Annotated in this window: 16 protein-coding genes; 11 read left to right on the top strand and 5 right to left on the bottom strand. The window is 49.8% G+C overall.

What is annotated here, in order from left to right; translation table 11 throughout:
* Window positions 1-2 precede the first annotated feature (2 nt).
* Both HOK28_21475 and HOK28_21470 read right to left on the bottom strand, forming a co-directional pair.
* Window positions 3-1,892, bottom strand: a complete 1,890-nt coding sequence (locus HOK28_21475; GenBank protein ID MBT6435679.1) for an ATP-binding cassette domain-containing protein — start codon at window positions 1,890-1,892, stop codon at window positions 3-5.
* Between the two features lie 60 nt (window positions 1,893-1,952).
* Complete coding sequence (locus HOK28_21470) at window positions 1,953-2,771, bottom strand: acyltransferase family protein (GenBank protein MBT6435678.1); 819 nt, start codon at window positions 2,769-2,771, stop codon at window positions 1,953-1,955.
* 152 nt (window positions 2,772-2,923) lie between these two features.
* On the opposite strand from HOK28_21470, the gene HOK28_21465 reads away from it, so the two are divergent.
* The 8 genes from HOK28_21465 to HOK28_21430 all read left to right on the top strand — a co-directional run bounded on the left by HOK28_21465 (window position 2,924) and on the right by HOK28_21430 (window position 16,242).
* Window positions 2,924-3,403, top strand: a complete 480-nt coding sequence (locus tag HOK28_21465; protein ID MBT6435677.1) for a hypothetical protein — start codon at window positions 2,924-2,926, stop codon at window positions 3,401-3,403.
* A gap of 105 nt (window positions 3,404-3,508) precedes the next feature.
* Complete coding sequence (locus HOK28_21460) at window positions 3,509-3,838, top strand: hypothetical protein (GenBank protein ID MBT6435676.1); 330 nt, start codon at window positions 3,509-3,511, stop codon at window positions 3,836-3,838.
* Window positions 3,839-4,381: 543 nt separating this feature from the next.
* The gene (gene infA / locus HOK28_21455; protein MBT6435675.1) at window positions 4,382-4,642 is read left to right on the top strand and encodes a translation initiation factor IF-1; all 261 of its coding nucleotides are present in this window, start codon (window positions 4,382-4,384) and stop codon (window positions 4,640-4,642) included.
* 100 nt (window positions 4,643-4,742) lie between these two features.
* The gene (locus tag HOK28_21450; protein ID MBT6435674.1) at window positions 4,743-5,720 is read left to right on the top strand and encodes an NAD-dependent epimerase/dehydratase family protein; all 978 of its coding nucleotides are present in this window, start codon (window positions 4,743-4,745) and stop codon (window positions 5,718-5,720) included.
* Window positions 5,721-5,993: 273 nt separating this feature from the next.
* Window positions 5,994-7,892: a fatty acyl-AMP ligase gene (locus HOK28_21445; GenBank protein ID MBT6435673.1), complete on the top strand. Its 1,899-nt coding sequence runs from the start codon at window positions 5,994-5,996 to the stop codon at window positions 7,890-7,892.
* A 24-nt stretch (window positions 7,893-7,916) separates the two neighbouring features.
* Window positions 7,917-8,765, top strand: coding sequence for a class I SAM-dependent methyltransferase (locus HOK28_21440; protein ID MBT6435672.1), 849 nt, complete (start codon window positions 7,917-7,919; stop codon window positions 8,763-8,765).
* A 52-nt stretch (window positions 8,766-8,817) separates the two neighbouring features.
* Entirely contained in the window at window positions 8,818-9,093 is a 276-nt protein-coding gene (locus HOK28_21435) for an acyl carrier protein (GenBank protein MBT6435671.1), read from the top strand.
* Window positions 9,094-9,210: 117 nt separating this feature from the next.
* The gene (locus HOK28_21430) at window positions 9,211-16,242 is read left to right on the top strand and encodes an aminotransferase class I/II-fold pyridoxal phosphate-dependent enzyme (GenBank protein ID MBT6435670.1); all 7,032 of its coding nucleotides are present in this window, start codon (window positions 9,211-9,213) and stop codon (window positions 16,240-16,242) included.
* 39 nt (window positions 16,243-16,281) lie between these two features.
* Here HOK28_21430 and HOK28_21425 read toward each other — a convergent pair whose 3' ends face one another.
* Complete coding sequence (locus HOK28_21425) at window positions 16,282-17,262, bottom strand: fatty acid desaturase (GenBank protein ID MBT6435669.1); 981 nt, start codon at window positions 17,260-17,262, stop codon at window positions 16,282-16,284.
* Between the two features lie 189 nt (window positions 17,263-17,451).
* Here HOK28_21425 and HOK28_21420 point away from each other — a divergent pair, with 189 nt between their 5' ends.
* A complete protein-coding gene (locus tag HOK28_21420) occupies window positions 17,452-18,381 on the top strand; it encodes a hypothetical protein (protein ID MBT6435668.1) in 930 nt (309 codons plus the stop codon).
* 21 nt (window positions 18,382-18,402) lie between these two features.
* Here HOK28_21420 and HOK28_21415 read toward each other — a convergent pair whose 3' ends face one another.
* The gene (locus tag HOK28_21415) at window positions 18,403-20,352 is read right to left on the bottom strand and encodes a hypothetical protein (protein ID MBT6435667.1); all 1,950 of its coding nucleotides are present in this window, start codon (window positions 20,350-20,352) and stop codon (window positions 18,403-18,405) included.
* A gap of 134 nt (window positions 20,353-20,486) precedes the next feature.
* The gene (locus HOK28_21410; GenBank protein MBT6435666.1) at window positions 20,487-21,434 is read right to left on the bottom strand and encodes a fatty acid desaturase; all 948 of its coding nucleotides are present in this window, start codon (window positions 21,432-21,434) and stop codon (window positions 20,487-20,489) included.
* 189 nt (window positions 21,435-21,623) lie between these two features.
* Between HOK28_21410 and HOK28_21405 the strand changes: the two genes are divergently transcribed.
* Both HOK28_21405 and HOK28_21400 read left to right on the top strand, forming a co-directional pair.
* A complete protein-coding gene (locus tag HOK28_21405) occupies window positions 21,624-22,253 on the top strand; it encodes a hypothetical protein (GenBank protein ID MBT6435665.1) in 630 nt (209 codons plus the stop codon).
* Window positions 22,254-22,362: 109 nt separating this feature from the next.
* Complete coding sequence (locus tag HOK28_21400) at window positions 22,363-22,767, top strand: response regulator (GenBank protein MBT6435664.1); 405 nt, start codon at window positions 22,363-22,365, stop codon at window positions 22,765-22,767.
* Window positions 22,768-22,786 lie beyond the last annotated feature (19 nt).

Here is a 22,786-nt window from a genome sequence, read left to right as displayed (position 1 = left end):
CTTCAAGCTGAGGCAATGGCATCGAGTTCAGACCACCGCTCGTAGACGTCTTCTAGCTCTTTTTCAAGAGATGAGAGTCTTTGGGTCACTGCGGTGACCTCGTCCGCTGGTTGCTGATAAAATGCAGGGTCTGCAATTTTCTCGTGCAGTTGTGCTTGTTCATTTTCGAGATTTTCAATTTGAACAGGCAATGCTTCCAGCTCTTTCTTCTCTTTGAAGTTAAGCTTACGGGCTTTTTCTTGTTGCGGTTTTTCCTGAGGTTTGTTCTCGGTTTTGACAACCTTTTTTTCAGATTCGACGGGTCGCTGACGAAGCCAGTCATCATAGCCGCCAACGTAATTTCGTACTTCGCCATCGTGGTCAAATACGATGGTGCTCGTGACAACGTTGTTTAAAAACTCTCGGTCGTGACTGACTAATAATAGAGTGCCTTTGAAGTTGAGCAAGAGTACTTCGAGAAGCTCCAAGGTTTCGCTATCAAGGTCATTGGTAGGCTCATCCATGACCAGCATATTGGCAGGTTGTGTAAAGAGTTTGGCGAGTAGCAAACGGTTGCGTTCACCACCAGAGAGTACGCGAACCGGTTGGCGGGCTCGGTCTGCGGAGAATAGAAAGTCTTTTAAATAGCCAATGACGTGGCGTCGTTCTCCGTCCACACCCACGGTATCGCCGCCATCACACAAGTTGTCTTGTACGGTTTTGTTCTCGTCGAGCTGGCCTCGTAGCTGATCAAAGTAGCAGACTTCGAGTTTTGTCCCTTGATGCACCTCACCTTTTTGGGGTTCTAATGACCCAAGAAGGAGTTTAATAAGTGTGGTTTTACCGCAGCCGTTGGGTCCGATGATTCCAATACGGTCACCTCGGGTGACATTCAGGGAGAAGTCTCGAACGACTTTTTGGTTATCCCATTCAAAGCTCAAGTCGACTGCTTCGATGACTTCGTGACCTGATTTCTTTTTGTCTTGAATTTTTAAATTGACATTGCCCACACGTTCTCGCCGGGCTTTACGCTCTACGCGCAGTTGCTTCAAAGCTCTAACGCGCCCTTCATTGCGAGTGCGCCTTGCTTTGATACCTTGACGAATCCAAGTTTCTTCCTTCGCGAGGACTTTGTCTTCGTTTTCCCAGGCTTTGTCTTCAGCGTGCAGGTCTGCAGCCTTTTTCTCGAGGTAGTTTTCCCAAGTTCCTTGATAGCTTTTGAGTTGTCCGCGGTCCAAATCGATGATCCGAGTGGCGAGGCTACGAAGAAAAGCTCTATCGTGAGTGACGAAGAGTAGGGATCCAGCGGCATGCATCAATTCTTTTTCTAGCCAGGTGATGGTGGATATATCGAGATGGTTGGTTGGCTCATCTAGAATAAGTAGATCTGGTTTACCCACCAGAGCCTGAGCGAGAAGGGTGCGTCTTTTTTGCCCGCCGCTCAATGTATCGAATGTGATGTCGCCTGGAAGCTGGAGTTTACCCAGTACATCTTCAACCTGCTGTTGAAGCGTCCAACCATTACATGCATCGAGAGCTTGTTGAAGGGATTCAAATTCCTCAAGTGTCTCATCACTTTGGCAGTCGGCAAGTTTATCAGTGAGCTCTTGATAGCGCGCGAGGAGGTTTGCGGTATTACCGAGGCCCTGTGCAACCACTTCATAAATGGTACCGGCGATTCCTTGCGGCACATCTTGGGGCAGGTAAGCTATCTTGGCCCCATCTTCTACTGCAATTTGGCCAGAGTCTTGAGTGAGGGTACCCGTGATGACTTTCATCAGAGTACTTTTCCCTTGGCCGTTACGCCCCACCATACTGACTCGTTCGCCTCGCTCGATGGTGAGCTCGACATCGTCTAGCACTGGAGGACCGCTGAAACCGACTGTGATATTACGTAAAGAAATAAGCGCCATAAGCCGCTCATATGGGAATTTCGGAGATTGGGGAAGTTCAACCAGGGCAGGGGGTACGATTTAGCCTAAAATAGGTAAAGTTCGTTCAGTTGCCATATCATCCATGGCGATTTGCATGGCAGTGGTCACTTTGTCGTAGATCTCATCAAGCGCTTGTGGGTTGTCCACATCCTCGGGGCTGTAGTTTTCCAGGCTGATGGGCTCGAGGTAGCGGGTCTTACACTTCGTCGGCAGTGGCATGTGCATCCAAGGTCCAAGGGTTAAGCCCCAGGGCATCGCAAACATAAGAGGCCACGTATCTGTTCGCAAAATGCGATCTAGCTTAAGAAGCTTAGCGATGAACTGACCATCGTGAAGGATAAAAAAGCCTTCGTGCCCGCCGATATAGACCACGGGGATGATGGGTACACTGTGCTTGAGAGCAAGGCGGATAAAGCCTCGGCGGTCTCCGAAGGCGATTTTATGCCGCTCTTTATAGGGCCGGAAAGCTTCACGGTTGCCACCTGGGAAGACCATCACTTTGCGGCCGGCGGCAAAGAGAGCGTTGGCGTTTTCATGGGAGGCGCGAACAATGCCCATGCGAACAGCGATACGGCTTAAGTAGGGTGTACTTACCACTGCATCGTGACCGAGTCCGTGCATGATATCCTTGCGGCCCCGGTTCAGATACCAGTGGGCGCCCACCCCGAGTGCTTCGAAAAATCCAACACCTGAGTTATGGTTTCCAACCACCAATGCAGGACCATGAGGCACTTGCTCAAGGCCCTCGACTTCCAACCGAAAGTAATAATTGGTGAAGCTCTGCATAAGGGGAGCCATCACGTCACAGAAATCCCAATCGATACTGTCGATGTTGTCAGGATCTGCAGGCGTTTTCATTACGCGGCGGAAAGCTTCGATTTGTTTTTGGGCAATCACAATGTTCAGGGCCTTAAATTTTCTCTAAATTAGCGTGTCAGATGAACTACTCCTTGTTATTCTATGCCAAGATTCACCACTTATGTGAAATGTGTTTGTAAGGATCTGTGAAAATGGCAAAAGCCTCCCTAGAATTAATTTATGCTCTACGAAAAACTGCCGTGCGTTTACGTTCAGGAGCTCCTTATCAGTGGGGGCACCTTGGATCGTGTAACTGCGGGCACTTAGCTCAAACGCTTACTCTGAAAAGCAAAGGCGAGATTCACGCCGAGGCTCTAAAGAGAGTTGGTGATTGGGGAGATGTGTCGGCCCAGTACTGCGAAACCAGCGGTCTGCCCATTGATGATATCATCGGAGCCATGCTCGATGTTGGGCTTAACCTCAATGATATTGAAAGCTTAGAGAACCTAACCGACCGTAAAGTCCTGGCGCAGCTACCTGCTCAGCAACGCAGCCTGAAGCACAACAATCGCGACGATGTGATCACATACCTCACTGTATGGGCGGACTTACTGGAGTCGCAGCTCGAAGAGCCGCCGGCGGGTGAGCCCAAAACTCAAAAGGCTCAAGTATCCAAAGAAGAAGCTGCTTAAGGCAAATGGGGGTCGACGCGAAGGCGCTTCGGGTGCTATGCGCGGTCTGTAATTTCCAATACCCATGGATTTTGCCAGATGCATGCTAATAAGCCGGAAGAGAATATGAGCGACACCACGACCCCACACTGGATCCAGAGGCTTCGAGCACGCTGGGGACTTGAAAGTGTTTTTCAGGTCTTAATGGTGCTCTTGGTATTCAGTCTGACCGGCATGAGCGTTGTTGTAGTCAAAGAACCATTCTTTCAACTCATTGGTTTAACTCAAGAAACCAGCACGTGGGTCAAGTGGACCGTCTACATCTTGGCGATCTTCCCGATTTATCAGGTCCTACTCCTGGTTTACGCTCTGCTGCTCGGGCAATTTAGCTTCTTTTGGGCTTACGAGAAGAAGACTCTCGGAAGACTCGCTCGTTTATTCAGCCGTAAATCTTAATCATTCCAAAATTCAGACGACCTTAACTGACCGTATACTTGGTTAGGCACTCACGTGTTGTCACATGGCTCTCGCGGGATTGATAGCTGTTCAAGTGATGCGGTTCAGCAGATTGTCTAACCTAAACCTGACTTAACCTGGATTTGGCAGCTGCCTTTGATTTCGCCGAAAGCTGCCGAGAGCCGAAGAAGGTAAAAACCACCAAGTGAGCCGGTACCGGACCTCTTACTTTAAAAGAACATTTGATTACGAGGGTTTATGCCTCTCGTTGGATAATTGTGCGAGCGGGGCAGTGGGCAGCGCTAAGCTTTCTTATCGCGAGTGACGCGGCTACGTGATGGTCCAAGATTTGTTCATAAACATGCCAACTGAGGCGGTGGACAATTGGTTGTATCCCCTATAGACCGGCCTTCCAAAGAGATGGACGGCGGCAATACATGTTTGCGTTGGCCGCTAAATGCGTTATCAAGAGCGCAGAAACGATGACCCTTGGGTTATGTGAATAATGTCCGGGCGAAACCCGAGATAAAGAAGGCGAGTATTATGGCCAAAGACGAAGGCAACAATGCTGAAGAAGAGCAGTCAGGATCCAGTGAAGACGCAATTGAAGTTGAAGGGCATGTTATAGAGCAGCTTCGGAACGCAACATTTCGCGTTGATCTTGGCAACGGCCACATGGCTTTGGCTCATACTTCAGGAAAGATGCGAAAGTTTCGCATCCGTATTATGCCTGGTGACCGCGTCGTGGTTGCATTGTCTCCTTACGATCTGACCCGTGGTCGAATCGTATACCGTCACAAATAGTCTATCAGTTAGGCGGTGCGGCCTTTGCCCCGTCACTTGATAAATAAGCTGTCATAAATTCGGGGTCGCTAAGACCTCGCTCAATTCCTTGGAGATTGTCATGCGGGTATTTGTTACCGGTGGTCATGGGTTCATTGGTTCCAGTGTTGTGCGCCAATTATTGGACCAAGATTACTCTGTTCGTTGTTTGGTTCGTCCTACCAGCGATACTTCCCGAATCGATGGATTGTCATGGGAGCGATTCGAGGGCGATGTTCGAGATGTTGAGTGTCTCAAAAAAGGAATGCAAGGTTGCGATGGCGTGTTACACCTAGCAAGCCCTTCATCATGGGACGACATCAACTCACCGGTGATGGAAGAAGTTGTTGTTAAGGGAACGGCCAATGTACTGGAAGCAGCCAAGCAGGCTGGTGTGAAGCGTATTGTGTTCTGTTCAAGCATCATTGCAGTAAACGGCTCTATGCAGCCGGAAATTTTCGACGAGAAAACGGCATTTCAGCTTACCGACGAGCGGTTGGTTTATGCACAATGTAAGCACCGAGCTGAGAACTTGTGCCTGGAGGCTTCTGCTGCCGGCCAAGAGGTTGTCATTGTGAACCCGGCTGAAGTGTATGGACCCAAGGATGAGGCAATGGTCACGGCCGGTAACCTCATCGATTTCGCGCAGAGCAACCCAGTCTTGGTTTGTAACGGCGGTACGAGTGTTGTCTTTGTCGATGATGTTGCTTTGGGCATCATTCGAGCACTGGAAAAGGGTCGCAGCGGCGAGCGCTATATCCTCGGCGGCGATAACCTAACAGTGCGTGAGCTGGCTGAGCTCTCTCTGCGTCTGCTTGAGAAGAAAAACAGCATCATCACGGTCCCCAACCCAGTCCTGAAGGCCATAACTTCCGTGGCCACAACTTTGAAGATTCCGCTTCCCTACAACCCCTTGGTCATTCCATATGCTACCCGTTATTGGTTCGTGGATAATCGCAAGGCTAGGGAAGAATTGGGCGTTGAATTTCGCAGCGCCGCCGATGCGCTGGTGCCGACCCTTGAGTGGCTCCGTGAGACCGGCCGACTAAGCCCAAATTGATCCTTTAGGCCTATTCCGTACTTAAGATAGCCTCCGGTGATGTAAGTCAGGACCAATTGCGCGCGACATTCGCAGTTTTTGGTCAATAAAATCATACCAGTAGACCAATTTGTCCCTCCAAAAGTTAATTGGGCATAAATCCAATACCAATCGGCTTTGATATTGACACATTGCGTGCACTGAGTTGATAGTCCGGCCTTAAGCCCGAAGACCACTATGTCTTCTGGGCACCCTTTTTGAGGGAGTTCCAACGAGAACTGGGGAGACTCAAGGATGCCAAAATCCAAGTGCGTACGTAAGGAATTTGAGCCAAATTGGACCGTAGGCCGAGCCCTGGACGAGGTGGTTTCACTCTCGAAAGGCACGGACCGCGGCTTTACCTTTATTCAGCCAGATCGTACTGAAAAGTTCTACAGTTTTAAGGACATACAGGCTGAAGCAAAGCGGCGAGCAAATCATTTACAAGCCTTGGGACTAAGCAAGGGCGATAAGCTGGCGCTTGTCATTCCTGATCCTGAAGAATTCATTCTCACATTCGTCGCAGCAACCACCGTCGGTATTGTACCAGTGCCAATGTATCCACCGCTGGGGTTCGGCAAGCTCGATAGCTACGTTGATACTGCCGAAAACATTCTAGGCGCTTCGGATGCTACTGTATTACTTACCGATAACCGAGTTCAGACCATTTTGTGGAGTTTGGTGGACAAGGTTCCAACTCTCGAGCGAATTCTTACGATTGATAAGCTAGAAGGCCCAGCTCGGAAGGATTTCCCTGAAGCCAAAGTTGAGGCGGATGACACTGTCTTTCTTCAGTTTACTTCAGGATCCACAGCGCTGCCCAAAGGCGTGGTGGTGACACACAAAACACTCGCCGCTAACCTTTATTCCATTATGGGACCGGGTCTAGAAATGGTGCCTGGTAAAGATGTCACCGTTAGCTGGCTGCCGCTTTATCACGACATGGGTTTAATAGGTATGATGCTCGCACCTCTGATTTGGGGTTGCAGTGGTGTTTTTATTCCTACTCTGACATTTGTGAAACATCCTTCAATTTGGCTAGAGACAGTGACCAAATACAAGGGAACCACTACGTTTGCACCCAACTTTGCTTACGCCATTGCGGTTCGCCGAACGACCGAGAAAAAGCTCGCAAAGCTAGACCTCAGTTCGTTGCGAATTGTGGGCTGTGGTGCTGAACCCAATCATCCCGAAACCCTCGAGAAATTTGTTAATCATTTTGCACCTGCAGGGCTCAAGCCAGAGGCAATGCTCCCTGTTTACGGCATGGCTGAGGCTACGTTGGCGATGAGCTTCTCACGTCTTCAGGACCCCATTCGAGTCGACCAAGTTGATAGCCAGCTTTACGCAGATGAGGGTCGTGCCGTAACGGTTGCTCATGCACCGGGTTCAACCATGGACTCTCCAAGCGGACAGCTTGACTATGTTACCTGTGGTTGGGCTTTAGACGGACACACCGTGAAGATTTGTTCTGAGGATGGAACTGTACTTCCGGACCGAACATTAGGCGAAGTGGTATTTGACGGACCCAGTATTGCGGCAGGTTATTATAAAAATCCAGAAGCAACAGCAGACGTCTTTAAGCCGTGGGGTCTTCGGACCGGTGATTTGGGCTACACTGTTGCGGGTGAACTTTACGTCACGGGTCGCAAAAAAGACATCATCATTCTAAACGGTCGCAACTACGATCCACAAACCATTGAGTGGGCTGTGGCAGATCTTGAGGGAATCCGAAAAGGTAACGTCATCGCGTTTTCTATTTTGGGTGAGCAGAGTGAAGACTTAATCGTTGTGGCTGAATGCCGCCCTGGGCTCGACGAAGAGAGCCTGAAACAGCAAGTTAAAGATGCGGTGCGCGGCGAATTATTTTTGAATGTTGAGGATGTTGTCCTCTTGGTTCCCGGTGGTCTATCAAAGACTTCCAGCGGAAAATTACAGCGTTCCAAAACAAGACAACATTACATCGACAAAACAATCGCCACTGGCGGCTCCCGAGCAATGGGTAGTCGAGGTGAAACAATAACCGTAGCGAGACATATGGTCCGTTCGCTTATGAGCCGCGTTAAGTACACGGTGAAAGAGCGTGCTGTAGCCATACCGGTCGTTGGCCGGATTCAAGACTCAATCACAAAAAGAATTCGACCACGCGTTTAAGCGTGGTGTAACCAAGGAAGAGACATGTCGACACAGGCAGAAGTTCAGGTTTCATATGATGTAGGTAACGAGTTTTTCCGGCTTTGGCTGGATAAGCGCATGAATTACACTTGCGGTATTTACGATGAAACCGATGACTTGGATGAAGCACAGATTGCAAAGCTTAATTTCCTTCACGACCAATCCAAAATTACGCCTGAGGGCTCAATTTTAGATATCGGTTGCGGATGGGGTGCCAATATTGAATTTTTGGCTCAGGACAAAGGCGTTAAGGACGTTCATGGAATTACGCTTAGTCCAGCACAGTTTGAAGAAATTAATGCTCGGAAGATTCCAAATGTCACTGCACATTGTGTGAACTACCTGGATTATAAGCCGGACCGCCTTTTTGACGCAGTTATCTCAATCTGCATGATTGAGCATGTGGTCACTCCTGAGCAGGCACGCGCTGGAGAGCATATCGATCTCTATCGAAATTATTTTCGTCTAGCGCATGAATGGACAAAGCCTGGGGCACACTTTGCGCTCCAGACTATTTTGCGAAACCGAGCACCTCGTAACCGTAAGGATATCCAAGACATTGGCTGGATGACTTATGAAATTTTCCCAGGAGGCATCACACCGCGTCTCGAAGATATCGTTATTGCGGTTAATCCATACTGGGAAGTGAAGCAAGTGACTACGCGACGCGTCGACTATCAGAAGACGTGTGCACATTGGCTTGAAGGCCTTAAGCGAAGCGAAGATTTCATTCGTGAAAAGTGGGGCTCGCAAGTGTTTGAAGATTACGACCGTTATCTCAGCACATGTGTTCGCGCATTCGAAATGCACTATCAGTCTCTCGCTCAGTGGCAATTGAAGCGAATCGACTAAATACCTGACGACTTGTTTAACAAATACGAACAAACGAAAAATGGAGTATCCAATGACAGCAGAAGCAAAAGTAGTATCTCTTTTTGAAAAGGCAGCCTGGGAAGTGGCGCGCAAAAAGTATGATAGCCTCAACGTTGAGCAAAAAATCAGTGAACTTGGTATTGACTCAGTGGCGATGTTGGAAGTGATTGGCTTTATTGAAGAGGAATTAGAAATTCACCTTCCAGATGAAAAGATTGCACGCGTTCAAACACTGGCAGACTTGTCAAATGTGATTCAGTCGGTAGCGCCGGATGCTTTGGTATCCGAAGCGCGAGCGAGCGCGTAAGCGTTTCAGCGAATGATTTAGAAGGCGGCCGTTGGCCGCCTTCTTCGTTTTTGCTGAGTTTATGTTTTCCAGCGAATTCCAAATAATCAACTGCATATGCATTTTGAGAGCGGTAAAATGGCGAATTCATACCCCCACGATTTAGAGAACTCGAGCGACTTAAACCCAGACCAAGATATTGCTATCGTTGGTATGGCCTGTCGCTTTGCCCAGGCGCCTAATGTGGATGCTTTTTGGCAAAATATTGTTGCGGGTAAAGAGTGTTTTAGCGAGATTCCAAAAGACCGTTGGGACAATGATGCCTTTTATTCTCCGGTGCCACGGAACCTAGATAAAACTTACGTTCAAAAAGGAGCGTTTATCGAAAACGTTCGTGACTTCGCTGCTATGCACTATGGGATTGCTCCCAAGCGTGTACAGGGAATGGACCCACAGCACCGGCTTTTGATGGATACGGCACGAGCCGCTCTACAAGACGCTGGCCTTGAACGTTTCGATTTCGAAACGGGTTTTGAAAACGGCGCGGGTTTTAATCCAGACCGAATGGGAACCTTTCTCGGTCTAAGTTCATCGGAATATCGGGATATCCTCGGTATGCGAACGATGGCCTTGGGCATGGCTTCGGGCATCTGGGGTAATAAACCAGACCAAGCGGCCTTAAAGCCACTTTTAGACTCTGTTGAAAATTTGGCGCCTCTATCTGCCTTCTCGATGCCAGGCACGCTTCTCAATATGGCAGCAGCCAGTATAGCTCATCAGTGGGGACTTGGTGGTCCCGCCTTTAGTATTGATGCTGCTTGTGCTTCTGCATTGGTCGCCGTTACCGATGCTGTGACGTATCTTCGGGCAGGTCTTTGCGATAGCGCGGTTGCAGGTGGTGCTTATCTCAATTTGACACCACTCAATCTCGTTTGTTTTTCGCGGATCGGTGCAATTTCAAAACAAGGTCGGTGCAGGCCGTTTGATGCACAAGCTGATGGATTCCTACAGGGTGATGGCTCCGGGATTATTGTTTTAAAACGCCTCTCCACCGCTCTTGAAGATGGTGACCGTGTTCATGCTGTGATTCGAGGAGTGGGCATCAATAACGATGGTAATGGGAGTCCCGGCCCTATGGCGCCGAGCCCAGCAGGGCAGCTCTCGGCCATTCAAAAAGCACACGAAGATGCGGGTTTCGATCCTGCTACGATTGAATTTGTCGAATGCCACGGTACAGCAACCCCGGTCGGTGATCCCGTCGAAGTGGGAGCACTTGAGCAGGCAATGTGCAAAGACGCGTCAGCTCCAGAGAAGGTATGGCTGTCTTCAGTTAAGGCAAATATCGGTCATACTATGAGCGCGGCAGGCATCGCAGGTTTGATTAAAGCGGTGATGGTGATGAAACACGGGGTGATACCACCTCAAGCCGCTTTTGAGAATCCTCATCCTAAGCTTGGGCTAGATGATACTCCATTCGATATCGCTCGTGAACAGACACCTTGGGTGCGCGGGAATACGCCGCGCCGCGCCGCTGTGAGTTCGTTCGGCTTTGGTGGCACCAACTGCCACGTCGTTCTGGAAGAAGCTACGCCCGCGAAGAGTCGCCCTGCTGTTTATGTCTCAGGATGGACACAAGACGTTTCGCCGGCGCATGCACTCGTTGTGACGGGACCTTCATTAGATCTTCTGGGTCAGCACGCACTTGAATTGGCGGAGGCGGTTCAGGTGGGGTTCGCTAAGCATGGGTCAATCGAAGATATCGCGGGCACGTTGAACACGACACGAAAGTTTGAACGATTTCGAGCTGTGATCGTGGCAGCAAACCGAGATGAGTTTGTTACGCAGTTACAAGAACTTTCAGCGCATGCAAGCAATGGCGTGGTTCCTGGGATTCTAGGCCCGGACCTCGTGCTGGTTGACCATGAAGCCCAAAAGAAAACTCCGAGACTTGCATGGATGTTCCCGGGACAAGGGGCTCAGCGCGTAGGCTTATTGCGTGGCCTGTATGAGCGCTCGGCTCAATTTAAAGAAACACTCGATTCATTGGCACAAGCGGTAGAGAGCATTCTGCCCAAGCCACTTCTGACTTACCTTTATCCCGAGCTAGATGGCACAAAGGAATCTTTAGAGGCAGCCGAGGATGCGCTGAAAGCCACTCAGGTTTGCCAGCCCACGATGGCGGCACTGGGTCTCGCTTTGGGACAGTTTCTAGAAAGTCTTGGCATCGATGCTGAGATCACGCTGGGTCATAGCCTTGGTGAATTTGTCGCTGCAGCATCCGGGGGAATTCTTAGTGAGAGCCAAACTCTTCAGTTTGTTGCTAAACGCGGCAAACTTATGGCTGAACTTGAGCTTAATGATTTCGGCGCGATGGCCGCTTCGATGGCTGGCCGGAGCGAGACTGAAGCAGTCATTGCTAAAATTGACGGCGTTGAGGTTGCGAATATTAATCATCCAAGACAAACGGTCATCTCTGGGACCACTGCGGCTGTGGAACGTGCGGTTGAGGAACTCAAGGCTGCCAAGATTGCGGCGAAGCTTTTACGAGTATCCCATGCATTTCATTCCCCCGTGGTTGAGGGCGTAACCGGTGATGTAGATCAGTTGATCGAGGAGCTTGAAATCCTCGGTGCGGACAAGGTTGTAGTCTCCGCGATTACTGCAAACCCCTATAATGCGGCTCAGGGTGAGGACTCCATTCAAAGTGTCTTCAGTCGGCACGCGACTGCGCCCGTAGATTTTGTAGGCTGTTTAGAAACCGCTCTTGAAGAAGGTGCGAATGTTTTTCTCGAAGTCGGCGCAGGTAAAACTCTCACATCATTTGCGAAGGGTACCCTAAGCGACCGAGCCCATGTGGTTCAACTTCATCATTCTAAACACGATGGCGAAAGAACGCTCATGCGAGCGCTGGGCCAACTTTTTAGTTTGGGTTGTGATATTCAGTGGGAGGCGTTGTATCCAAGCGAAACGAACACATTGGTGACGCTGCCCGAGACGCTTCTCGAAAAAGAACCCTATTGGGTGGTTCAGGAAAAGGTCATCGCGCTTCGCCCAGCCAATGTGACCGAAGACGATCTGGCTGCTCCGGCTGCTGAATCTAAGGCAACGGGAGAACAGGCGCAGCTTGTCGAATTGTTTCGGGAGCAAGCAAGTATCTTAGCGACGCATGCCGAAATTCTAGCACAGCAAACAGCGATTCTTTCCGGCGGTACCGGCGAAGTTGATTTCGCAGCTGCACGGCAGAACCTAAACAAGGTTGCGGTAACGCCTAACCAGGAATCAATCGTTGAAACCGAGCCAGTTGCCAAGCAAGCTGCGCCGGTAACAACGGAGCTTAACGAGTGGGCCTTGGATGCAGTGCTTAAGATTGTCTCTGAGCTGGTGTCGGATGTAAGCGCATTTCCTGCGAGCGCTCTTAAACCAACGCAACGTTTGTCTGCAGACCTTGGTTTTGATTCACTGATGTTCGTGGAGTTGAGTTCGAAAGTCGATGCACGGTTTAAGGAGCTAGAAGGCGGTATTCCGCAGTCACTGATGAGTGAGCAGACCTCGATTGAAGACATTGCAGCGCATCTTACTCAGGTTCTGAATCAATCAGATTCAGCGGGTGATGAAGTGATCAACGATGTGTTGATGCGGTATCAACCCGTGTTGTCTGCACGCCCAATTAGTTTGTTGCCGGCATCTCCAGAACGTTTGGGAGATTTGGTACTACTCACCCGCGACAGTGGTGGTGTTGCGGACGCAACAGCGCTGGTTCTTAAGGATTTTGGGTTACAGGTAGTATTGATTGATTCCATGGGAACGCCAGGGGATGCTGAAGGACCACTTAGTGAAGATATTCTTCATTGGCAGCTTAACCCGACGAGTGTTGATGCACTTTTTGAGACGCTCGGTAAGCACCAATTACTGCCCGATTCTGTGCTTCACTTTGCGGGTCTTGATGCCTGCGCGAAGCTGCTGGAGTCAGGCGGTTCTAAGTCTGATCTGAGCTCATCTATTGAAGTGGCTTATAAGCTGGCTTCAGGCTTGCACAAAACTGCGCCCAATTCTGCAAAGGCATTTGTTTGCCTAACCGGGTTGGGTGGTCACTTCGGCCTTGAACCAGGCGATTACGCTGAACGTGTTTTGCAGCAATCTGGACTCGTCGGTTTTACCAAGGCGCTGGCTAAGGAATGGCCGCACGCGTTGGTTAAAGCTATCGATATTGATCCTTCCGATGCAGGTTTAGCCGAGCAAATCACTGCAGAGCTTTTTTGTGCAGATCGTGAAGTTGAGGTTGGGTTTACGGGTGGCAGAAGGCAAGTGGTTTCACTTGAGCCAGTGGCGGATGTCTCGGCAGATGGTCATACGATTGGCAAAGATGATGTCATTGTTATTACCGGTGGCGGACGCGGCCTTGGTGCGAAGACGGCTCTTCACTTCGCGAAAAAATACCAGTGCGGTTTGGTACTCACAGGGCGCTCTGATTCGAACGATGCTCAGGATATCACCAAGACATTGGCAGACATTGAATCCTTGGGTTCACGCGCTACTTATATTCGCTGGGATGTTCAGGCAGTGATGAGCGCGGATCAGCTAGACGCCGTGAAGTCGTTGGGGCCGGTGACAGGAGTGATTCATTGTGCCGGTGTCATCCGGGATAAGCGCATCGAAGATAAGACGATTTCAGATTTGCGGACGGTTTTTAACACCAAAGCTTTGGGCCTTTTGAATACGATGCAGGCCCTCGAACATGAACCTTTGCGGTTTATGGTGGGTTACTCATCATGGTCGGGACGTTTTGGGAATGTTGGACAAACTGATTACAGCGCTGCAAACGAGTGGCTGAACCGTGCTCTTACCTTTGTCGGGCGTGAACGAAAAGACCTCTGTGTGACGTCGGTGATGTGGCCGCCTTGGGAAGATTCGTCGATGGCTCAGACGATTCCCTCGCCGGTCCGTAAAGCCATGGAAAGCCAGGGCGTTCGGTTTCTACAAGACGATGAAGGATTTGAATTACTAGACGAAGTGTTGTCCAGCGGGACAAGAGGGGAAGTTCTGGTTGGGGGACGGGTGGCGTTGGAGACCAGCTCTTTGGCTACTTCGGAAGTGCTTTCCACGCTTACGCACCCATACTTGGAAGACCACCGCTTAAAAGGTGAGCCGGTCATGCCTCTTGCAGTAGCGTTAGACCAGGTTTGTCAGGTTGCTCTCGAGCTATGTGATAATGGCGTGCACGAGGTTCGAGATCTTAAACTCTACCAAGGGGTGGTGGCCAATTCTCCGGTTTTATTGGAAGGTGAAACATCCTCATCACGTCACGATGTTGATGGTGTACTGAAGGCGACGTGGGAGCTTAAGCAGACGGTAGAGGATGGTAAGAAGGCGCTCGCATATAAGGCGCAAATCGAGTCTATGGCCGATTGGCAAGAGGAGGGTGAAACCTTTGCGGTTCAACCATCGGTTCTTCCTGAATTGCCGCTCGCGCTCGAAGACTTTTATGCTGAGCATACTTTTCATGGACCGCTCTTACATGGCGTTGAGTCGATTACGGCCATGGACCAACACGGGGTGAAGGGCTTGGTGAAAACATCAAAGCCATCTGACTGGGTACCGATGTCTATACGCAGCGCCTGGGCTGTAGACCCCTTGGTTGTTGATGGGAGTTTTCAGTTGGTTGCCTATTGGATGTGGCACTTTCATAAGAAGGCAGCGTTTCCAGTAGGATTCGGACGGTTCATTCATGTAAAGCCTTTCTCGGGTGATACGATTTATTGCCACGTGGTCTCTGTTGAAGTCGGAGATTCGTCTTTCACCGGTTCGATTCGATACACCGATGCTAACGGTGATTTGTTCGCGATATTAGAAAATGTAGAAGCGCAGGTTTTTGAGTCTGCCTCCCAAGAGAGTACTTCAGAGGCCGACGACTCGGTGAGTGAAGTTCAGGATCAGCATTATAAGGTAGAAGCTTTTCCCGAGGTTCAAGCATTTGCGGAACGCCTCAAGATGACCGAAGCCATGGGCCTCCAAAACCCATTCTTCAGTGTACATGAGGGCACGGCGCGGGATGTTTCGGTTGTAGCGGGCCATGAAATGGTGAACTTTTCAAGCTACAATTATCTTGGTTACTCAGGCCACCCTCAAGTGGTGCAGGCAGCCCAAGATGCGATTGCAAGATATGGCACATCGGTATCTGCAAGCCGCGTAGCATCGGGCGAAAGACCTTTACACGGTCAGCTTGAAGAAGAACTTGCGAAACTCTTGCAGGTAGAATCGGCGCTTATTTTCTCCAGCGGACACCACACCAATGAATCGGTGATTGGTCATTTGTTTGGCGAGAAGGATTTGATTGTTCACGATTCGCTGGCCCACAACTCGATCATGCAAGGCGCGCTCTTAAGCGGTGCCAAGCGCCGGCCATTCCATCACGATGATTGGGAAGAACTCGATAAGATTCTCTCACAGCTTCGTCCCCACTTTGAAAAGTGTGTGATTGCCATCGAGGGTGTTTACTCTATGGATGGTGATATCGCGAACCTGCCGAGGTTCATTGAGATGCGTGATAAGTACAAGTGTCTTCTCTTCGTAGATGAAGCGCACAGTGCTGGTGTTCTCGGCGGGACCGGAGGCGGTATTCGTGAGCATTTTGGAACACGCGGCGATCAGGTGGATATCTGGATGGGTACGCTCTCGAAGTCTTTTGCTAGTTGCGGTGGTTATATCGGCGCAAGCGCAGCGTTGGTTGAGTACTTAAAATATACCACGCCAGGCTTTGTGTTCTCGGCGGGGATTAGCCCGGCCAACTCAGCCGCGGCTTTGGAAGCAATTCGCTTGATGAATCAGGAACCCGAGAATGTGAAGCGCTTGCAGCACAATTCGGAGTTCTTCCTGAAGGCACTTAAGGCACACGGTATCGACACGGGCTTTAGTGAAGGCTCTGCGGTTGTTCCGTGTATCGTAGGCAATTCTATGAAGTCTTTGCAGCTCTCAGAGAGCCTAAGAGTGAAGGGCATCAACGTGCAGCCAATTGTTTACCCTGCGGTGGATGAAGATGCGGCACGCTTGCGGTTTTTCCTAAGCTCTCTACACACTGAAGATCAGCTGCGGTTTACGGCCGACACCTTGGCACAAGAGCTTCGAGCCCTTGAGGTACTTGAGCCCTCAATGAGTGAGAGTCCGCGAGTCTAGTGTGTTTGATTCAGTTTGAAAAAAGAATGGAGTCGGCGTCTACGGATAACCGACCATTTTACCTTGCTTGGGATCCCAAAGCTTGAGCTTGAAGCACTCAATCATAGACTTTAACGTGAGTTGAACCCGAACAGGGTTTTGCGTTTCCGGCATATCGCGCATTACCTCAGGTAAGCGGTAAAACGGAATCGATGGGTTTAAGTGATGGATATGGTGGTAGCCGATGTTTCCGGTAAACCAGTGCATCATTGGACTTAAGTCAAAGAAGCTCGATGACTCTAAGGCAGCGCGCGTGTATTCCCAGTCTTTTCGTTCCACGATGTGGATTCCTGGGAAATTGTGCTGGGTGTAAAAGAGGTATGCTCCGCTTGCGCAGGTAATTGCCAATGGCAAGAAGATGCCGAAGAAGTATGCATTCCAGCCAAAGAAGTAGGGTACAGCAGTTGCCAAGCAGGTATGCAGAATAAGTGAGGCGAAGGAGTCCCAATTTTTCTTCGGATCCCGCACAAGTGAACTGACAAGCATGCCAAGGACAAACACCGTAAAAATACCAAAGAGAATCGTCAGAGGATGGCGGCTGAATTTGTACTTCAGCTTTTGCATCGGCGTCATCATGTTCCACATGCGTGTGGTGACCATCATGTAGGAACCGATATGCGAACCGGCAATCTTAGCGGTATGCGCGTGATGATAGTTATGCGTCTCTTTCCAAACAGTCCGGGGCGTCATTTGGTAGAGGCCGTGCAGAGAGAAGAGGAGCTTCGCGCTTTTACTACGGCTCAAAAGAGCTCCGTGAACATGGTCATGGTAGAGAATAAATGCGCGTACGAAAATCATCCCAGCAATAATGGCGGCAGCTGTTTGGGCCGGCCAAGTCGGTAGAATCGCTGCGAGTAGGCTGCAAGTCGCCCAGAGCCCAAAAGTGGATAAGGTATACCACCAGCTCTTAGCTTTATCTTCTTTCGCGTATTTTCGGGTAGCGCTGATCAGGTCCCGCCCTGTTCTGGTTTCGCCGCTCATCCGGAAACTGTCCTCGTTAAATCGGTTGCAACAAAGGGCAAGAATGGCCCCTTCGAATGCTCGGCTTATAGCCTAGGGGTCTTGAATTGGAAAGTAGATAGCAGACCAATTTTAATTGATTGCTGACAACTGGGACACTTGATGATACCACCTCGGCCAGTATGATCCTGGACACAATGGAGAGAGACCATGGGTAACCTCGAGTGGAGTTTGATTGGATTGGTTTTGGTTTGGCTATTGGCCAATGCGAAATCTTCGCGACCAGATGGTGACGTGGTCACCAAGATTCATCCCTACCGTAAAATGCTGGGTTACATCATGCCGTCACGAAACGGATCCGTGGTGTATTATGATGAATACGTCAACGTGGAGGATCTTCTTGGCTACCTCGAAAAAGCCAAAGGCAAATTCAACGCCAACATGACTCATTGTTTGGTTGCTGCCTGCGCGGTGGCGATGGCTGAAAACCCGAAGATGAATCAGTTTGTTTCGGGGCGTCGCCTTTACAAGCGAAAAGGGGCTTACCTTACCTTCAGTATGAAGCGTGAGAAGCTGAATAAAGAAGCGAAGCTGTCGGCCGTTAAGATGAAGATGGACCAAGGCGAGACTTTTAAAGATCTGTGTGATCGGGTGAACGGCCAAATCAAGGTCGAGCGCTCAGGCAAGAAAACTTACGCTGATAAAGAACTTGGTTTGTTTGCACTGATTCCGCGCGCGGTTCTTGAGGCGGCGGTACGAATGTTTTTCAAGCTCGACTATTACAACCTTTTGCCAAAGAGCTTCATTGAAAACGATGGCATGTTTACGAGTATTTTTATTGCCAACTTAGGCAGTCTGAATATGCGTGCAGGTTTTCACCACTTGTTTGAGTGGGGCAATTGCCCGCTCTTTATGATGGTTGGCCGCGTTGAAGAGAAGCCAGTGGTTGTAGACGGTGAAGTGAAGGTACAAAAGCAACTTCATATTCGCTGGACTTACGACGAGCGAATTGATGATGGCCTTACGGCGAGTTACGGAATGGCAACAGTGAATCGTGTGCTTGAGAACCCATATGAATGGCTTGGCTGTTTGGCTGACGACGGTTCAGATGAGCGTCGTTTAAAGCCACGCTCGGCGTAGATTCAAACAAGTTTGACCGGTTTAGGGTACTTCCACTTCCTCAGGTGAACGCGTTCTAAAGCGCGCATCGACCACATCCACCAATTCGTAAAAATCAGTGTAGAAACGCTCATCCGATTTCCCGCTTGCGAAGTCGACCCAGAAGTTTCCTTTGTCGCAAATACCGGACTCACACTTTCCGTCTGGAAAGATAGTGATGAATTTAGCCCATTTTGAGACGCCCACACTTTGCGACTCCACCATGTTGGATAGCATGATGAGTGACGCTCCTAGAAGATCCCTGTGTTTTTGACCTTGCCCGTGAAGAAAGAAAAATACGGGGTATGTCTCGTCTGCATTTTCTGGGTCGAAGTATCCTGGTGGCAAGAGATAGCTAAATTCCTTCGTTTTGCCGAGTGTGGCGCTTTCGTAGCTATCGCTATTTGCGTAGGCCGGATCGCCAATTGGGTTGGACGGTTTCGTGGAGAGGTTGGCGTTGGGCCACTGCTGCTGAGCAATACTCATGGCAGACAACATCCGGTCGATGACCTGGTTCGCTGTGCCAACATGGTTACCATCACCTTGCGCGATATCGAATGCAGAAGCTTCAAGATTTCCGTACCGGATATAAGTGTACTGGTTCACTTTTTCTGCTGGGACCATAGATGGGTCAAAGTCTTCGCCGTCTTGAGCCAGCTCGCTGAACTCGTTGTAGGTGCTTGAGTAGTCTTGGGGAACTTTGGTTTTTAAATGTGCAAAAAACGCGTTGCTGCCGACAGCCGTATTGAGAAAATCGCGAATGCCCGCATCCATATAAATATTGAGTCTTCCAAGTTCATCGGCAGTGAGCTGGTTTAGAAGGTGGCGCGGGTCGTAAGCGATGGAGTGCTCGACTGCCTGTGATTGACTAAAGGCATCATCGTCTTCGCCGTGGTCACCGGTATCTGCAACGCCGTCGAGACCAAAGTCAGCAAAGGGTTCGCCGCCATCATACTGGTAATTATTTTCGGTTCCGCTGGGGTTACGAAAGTAGTCGTAGTTGTCGCCTGCAGGATCAGGGTTGGTAATGGCGTCGTAGCCTTCTTCTAGATCGTCTGGAAGTGCGTCTGTGCCAAAGTCGTCGAAACGCTCACGGGCGTTCACAATAACGGGTTCGCTGTAATCACGGACACCGTTACCGTTGTAGTCTACAGCCAGTAGACCTGGCATGGAGTACCAGCGATTGCTTTCTGGAGTGATGCGACCAAGTTTACCCTCAAGCGTTGCGTTGTCGTCGCTCTCTTCACCTTCACAAAAAGTGATAACGGGGAAGGTGCCTTCTGGATTGAATTCGGCATTGAAGTAGTTTTCTAGAACGACTGGATTTGCGCATTTTTCTTCATGGGATTGCGCGAGCCATTCTTCAGTGACACCGGGAGCTGCCCAGGCCACATCGGCATTGGTTTCGTAGAGTGTGTTGCCAAAGCCTTTTTGAATATCCAAGAGCGCCTGCATCAAGCTAATGCGGTTAAACGAACCACCTCGGCCGCCGTTGGGACCACGCCACCAATTGTTGTAGTCCGAAATAAATTCCATGGGTCTGTCCATGTCTTGGGTGACGATGTCTGCTGGCACCATGGCTCGCTCTGCGAGGAGGTTGGCTCCCGGCTGCTCCGAGTAGATTCCACAGTAGGTCTCTTCGCTGTTGAGGCTTTTACCCGCCTCGAGAAACTCGGTCATGGTTTCGTAGCTGCAAAATCCGCCCAACCAGCTTCTCTGAATCATTCGGTTCATGGAAGTCTGGTCGATAAGGGGTGCGCCAAGGATACCGATGGAGTCCCATTTCTCGGGTTGGGAGAGGGCGAGGTAAGCTGCTGCTCCGCCGCCCATGCTGACTCCAGCAATCGATTTATAAGTGTAATGACGGGTGTTGGTGATTTCTGGTGTCTGAATTTCTTCAGCAGAACAGCCCATAAGCATTGCGAACGCAACTAAAGTCGATACGGTTTTCATATATGTCCCCCCGGACAATCTGGCAGTCGATGTAAGCCCAGGTACCCCCGGAGCCCACATTGGTCTTTTGAAAGCGTACCTTAAGCGCCCGGTTCACGATCCGACAAGTGTAAAATGAGGTAAGCGGGGTTTTTTCAGGCGTCTTCGGCCCCAAGATCGCCTGGATTGATGGACTCACCGAGTTTGGGGAACCAATCCTGGTCTTTTTCTGATTTTGGTATGACCAAAGCCTCGCCATCGAAGCGGGTACGGCGGCCAGGCAGAATGAAGGCGTGAAAGCTATATTGAAATATAGAGGCTTGATTGAGGGACGGGTGCATATGGGGCACAACATCACGGTCATGAATCTCGCGCAGTAAGCTCCAATGGAGGCCTGGCTTGATATGGTGGATGGTGTGAAAACCATTGTTGAAGGTAAACCAGCCGAAGGTTTTTCCAACAAAGTTGCGGCTGTGGTTGAACTCTGAATCTTCGTCGCAACCATCGTGCTGCAAAAAGTTAATACTGACGATTCCCCAGGCAGCCCAAATATGTGGAACGAACCAGTAGACGAGGAATTTACGCCAATCTAAGACGAGCAGGGTAGCCGATACGGTGTAGAAGACGGCGCTCTCCAGCATGAACTGACGGTACCAGCGTGGCCGGCGATTCTTCATCATCTTTGAGAATTGGAAGTCGTTGGAGACAATTGCGGGGATAACCGCGGGAAAAAAGAACAAGAGATTCAGAAAATTCCAAGAGAACCGAACCTTGGTTGTTCTCATGATGTCTTTAGGCTTTTGCGTATAGCGGTGGTGGCTCAAATTATGCCCCGAAACATAAGAGCTTACAGGGTTGCCGTAGGTTAAACTCAGGATGATTTGAAACCAGCTATTCATTTTCTTGTTCTTGAAAATGGGGCAGTGAATCGTGTTGTGGGTGATGATTGCGCAAAACCACGACCAGATGCAGGTGGCGATAAAGAGGGGAACGGCTATCCAGGGATTGGTGGGCACCGTGATCCATTGGAAAATCAGTAGGAAGAAATAAAAGCCTACAAACCCCAGCGTGCGGCGGTCCGCTTTATAACGCAGCTTAAACATATTTTACCCCGGATTAAATTGGTCCTGAATATTAGACCACGACTTAACACGGTGCATTGTCATCGGTAAAGTGAAAGAAGTGGGTTCTTTTCTGAAAGATGGGGCAGTGGTTCCACTCTAAGAAACATGACATGATATCTCTCAAAATAGTCATCGATGGTTCTACCCTCGAAGAAAGGAACAGTTTAAATGAAAAAAATTGGAGTCTTATTGGGGGTGTTGTTCTTAAGTGCGTGTGCTACGGCCACCTATCCGACCAATGTACCAATTACCCAAGCAGTGACCGTCTTTGGTAATATTGGGCCTCTGGCGTCGCAAGAGGGTTACCAGGTTCAGTCCAATGGAGATCGGCTGCACATTGCTTTCGATACGGCCACAGAGATTCAATACGTGGCGGATCCAGAGTTTACGGGAGGGCCGAATATTCTAATTGGTGTCATGGTTCAGGATGGCAAGGTTCCAGAGCATGAAGTAGGTGCACGCATGCAGGCTGCGTCTCAGAAGGCTTACGAATGGCTCAAAAAAGCAACAGCGGTTGCAGCTCCGGCTCCGGCTTCCGCTCCCGCGGTGAATGTGAATATTCAGGTTTCAGCGTCGCCAGTTGTTGTGGTGCCGGGCAGTTGTCAGAAGTTACTAGATTGCCACGCTGCACTTGCAACCGTTTTTTGTCAGGCAGGTGGAGCCACTTGTCAGTTTAAAATCGAGATTTCAGGCATGGACGATGCCGCCTGTGTGGAGGCTTTACCGATGGTTCGTATGACCGTAGAGCCACTTTCGATGGGGATGCCGGGATTTTCAATGCCAGTGGCCTGTCAGTAGAACTCAGTTTTTTTAATTAAATCAGGGGCTTATGGCCCCTTTTTTTTGTTTTTATTTTACGTGCATTTGGGTGTTGAGCCTAACTCCGCTTCCTTTTATTCTGCTTCGTATGACGAAAAAGAAAATTCTGGTGGTCGATGACCAGGAAATGATGCGCAACATCATGGCAGAAATCGTAAATGCAGATGATAATCTGGAAGTTTGTGGTTTCGCCAACGATGGTATGCAGGCGGTAAAGCAGGTTGATGCATTGTCTCCCGATTTGGTTCTTCTCGATTTAGAGATGCCCGAGTGGGATGGCATGGGTTTTCTGAGGCATTATCGTTCTAATTTCCAGGGCAAAGTTGTGGTGCTCTCTGGCAAGGTCGGCGGTGCGCTTCGTCCCATTGGCGATGCTGCGAGACGGCAAGGTGCTGATGAGGTTTTAGAAAAGCCTAAGGGCGAGGGCGGTAAGCCAACGGCTGATGATACTAAGATGATTATTGAAACCATCTACAAAGTGTTGGAACTTTAACCTCTTAATCATTCTCAAA

The organism is Deltaproteobacteria bacterium (assembly GCA_018668695.1).
Taxonomy (GTDB): domain Bacteria; phylum Myxococcota; class XYA12-FULL-58-9; order XYA12-FULL-58-9; family JABJBS01; genus JABJBS01.
Note: the sequence above shows the minus strand (reverse complement) of the source record. Positions and strands in the feature narration are given on the sequence as shown.

What these genes read in the sequence shown, in the direction of transcription:
- HOK28_21475 (MBT6435679.1), bottom strand. Translation starts at nt 1,892, where the DNA reads ATGGCGCTTATTTCTTTACGTAATATCACAGTCGGTTTCAGCGGTCCT.
- HOK28_21400 (MBT6435664.1), top strand. Translation starts at nt 22,363, where the DNA reads ATGACGAAAAAGAAAATTCTGGTGGTCGATGACCAGGAAATGATGCGC.
- HOK28_21445 (MBT6435673.1), top strand. Translation starts at nt 5,994, where the DNA reads ATGCCAAAATCCAAGTGCGTACGTAAGGAATTTGAGCCAAATTGGACC.
- HOK28_21405 (MBT6435665.1), top strand. Translation starts at nt 21,624, where the DNA reads ATGAAAAAAATTGGAGTCTTATTGGGGGTGTTGTTCTTAAGTGCGTGT.
- HOK28_21435 (MBT6435671.1), top strand. Translation starts at nt 8,818, where the DNA reads ATGACAGCAGAAGCAAAAGTAGTATCTCTTTTTGAAAAGGCAGCCTGG.
- HOK28_21430 (MBT6435670.1), top strand. Translation starts at nt 9,211, where the DNA reads ATGGCGAATTCATACCCCCACGATTTAGAGAACTCGAGCGACTTAAAC.
- HOK28_21465 (MBT6435677.1), top strand. Translation starts at nt 2,924, where the DNA reads ATGGCAAAAGCCTCCCTAGAATTAATTTATGCTCTACGAAAAACTGCC.
- HOK28_21410 (MBT6435666.1), bottom strand. Translation starts at nt 21,434, where the DNA reads ATGTTTAAGCTGCGTTATAAAGCGGACCGCCGCACGCTGGGGTTTGTA.
- HOK28_21415 (MBT6435667.1), bottom strand. Translation starts at nt 20,352, where the DNA reads ATGAAAACCGTATCGACTTTAGTTGCGTTCGCAATGCTTATGGGCTGT.
- HOK28_21440 (MBT6435672.1), top strand. Translation starts at nt 7,917, where the DNA reads ATGTCGACACAGGCAGAAGTTCAGGTTTCATATGATGTAGGTAACGAG.
- HOK28_21425 (MBT6435669.1), bottom strand. Translation starts at nt 17,262, where the DNA reads ATGAGCGGCGAAACCAGAACAGGGCGGGACCTGATCAGCGCTACCCGA.
- HOK28_21450 (MBT6435674.1), top strand. Translation starts at nt 4,743, where the DNA reads ATGCGGGTATTTGTTACCGGTGGTCATGGGTTCATTGGTTCCAGTGTT.
- HOK28_21460 (MBT6435676.1), top strand. Translation starts at nt 3,509, where the DNA reads ATGAGCGACACCACGACCCCACACTGGATCCAGAGGCTTCGAGCACGC.
- infA (MBT6435675.1), top strand. Translation starts at nt 4,382, where the DNA reads ATGGCCAAAGACGAAGGCAACAATGCTGAAGAAGAGCAGTCAGGATCC.
- HOK28_21470 (MBT6435678.1), bottom strand. Translation starts at nt 2,771, where the DNA reads ATGAAAACGCCTGCAGATCCTGACAACATCGACAGTATCGATTGGGAT.
- HOK28_21420 (MBT6435668.1), top strand. Translation starts at nt 17,452, where the DNA reads ATGGGTAACCTCGAGTGGAGTTTGATTGGATTGGTTTTGGTTTGGCTA.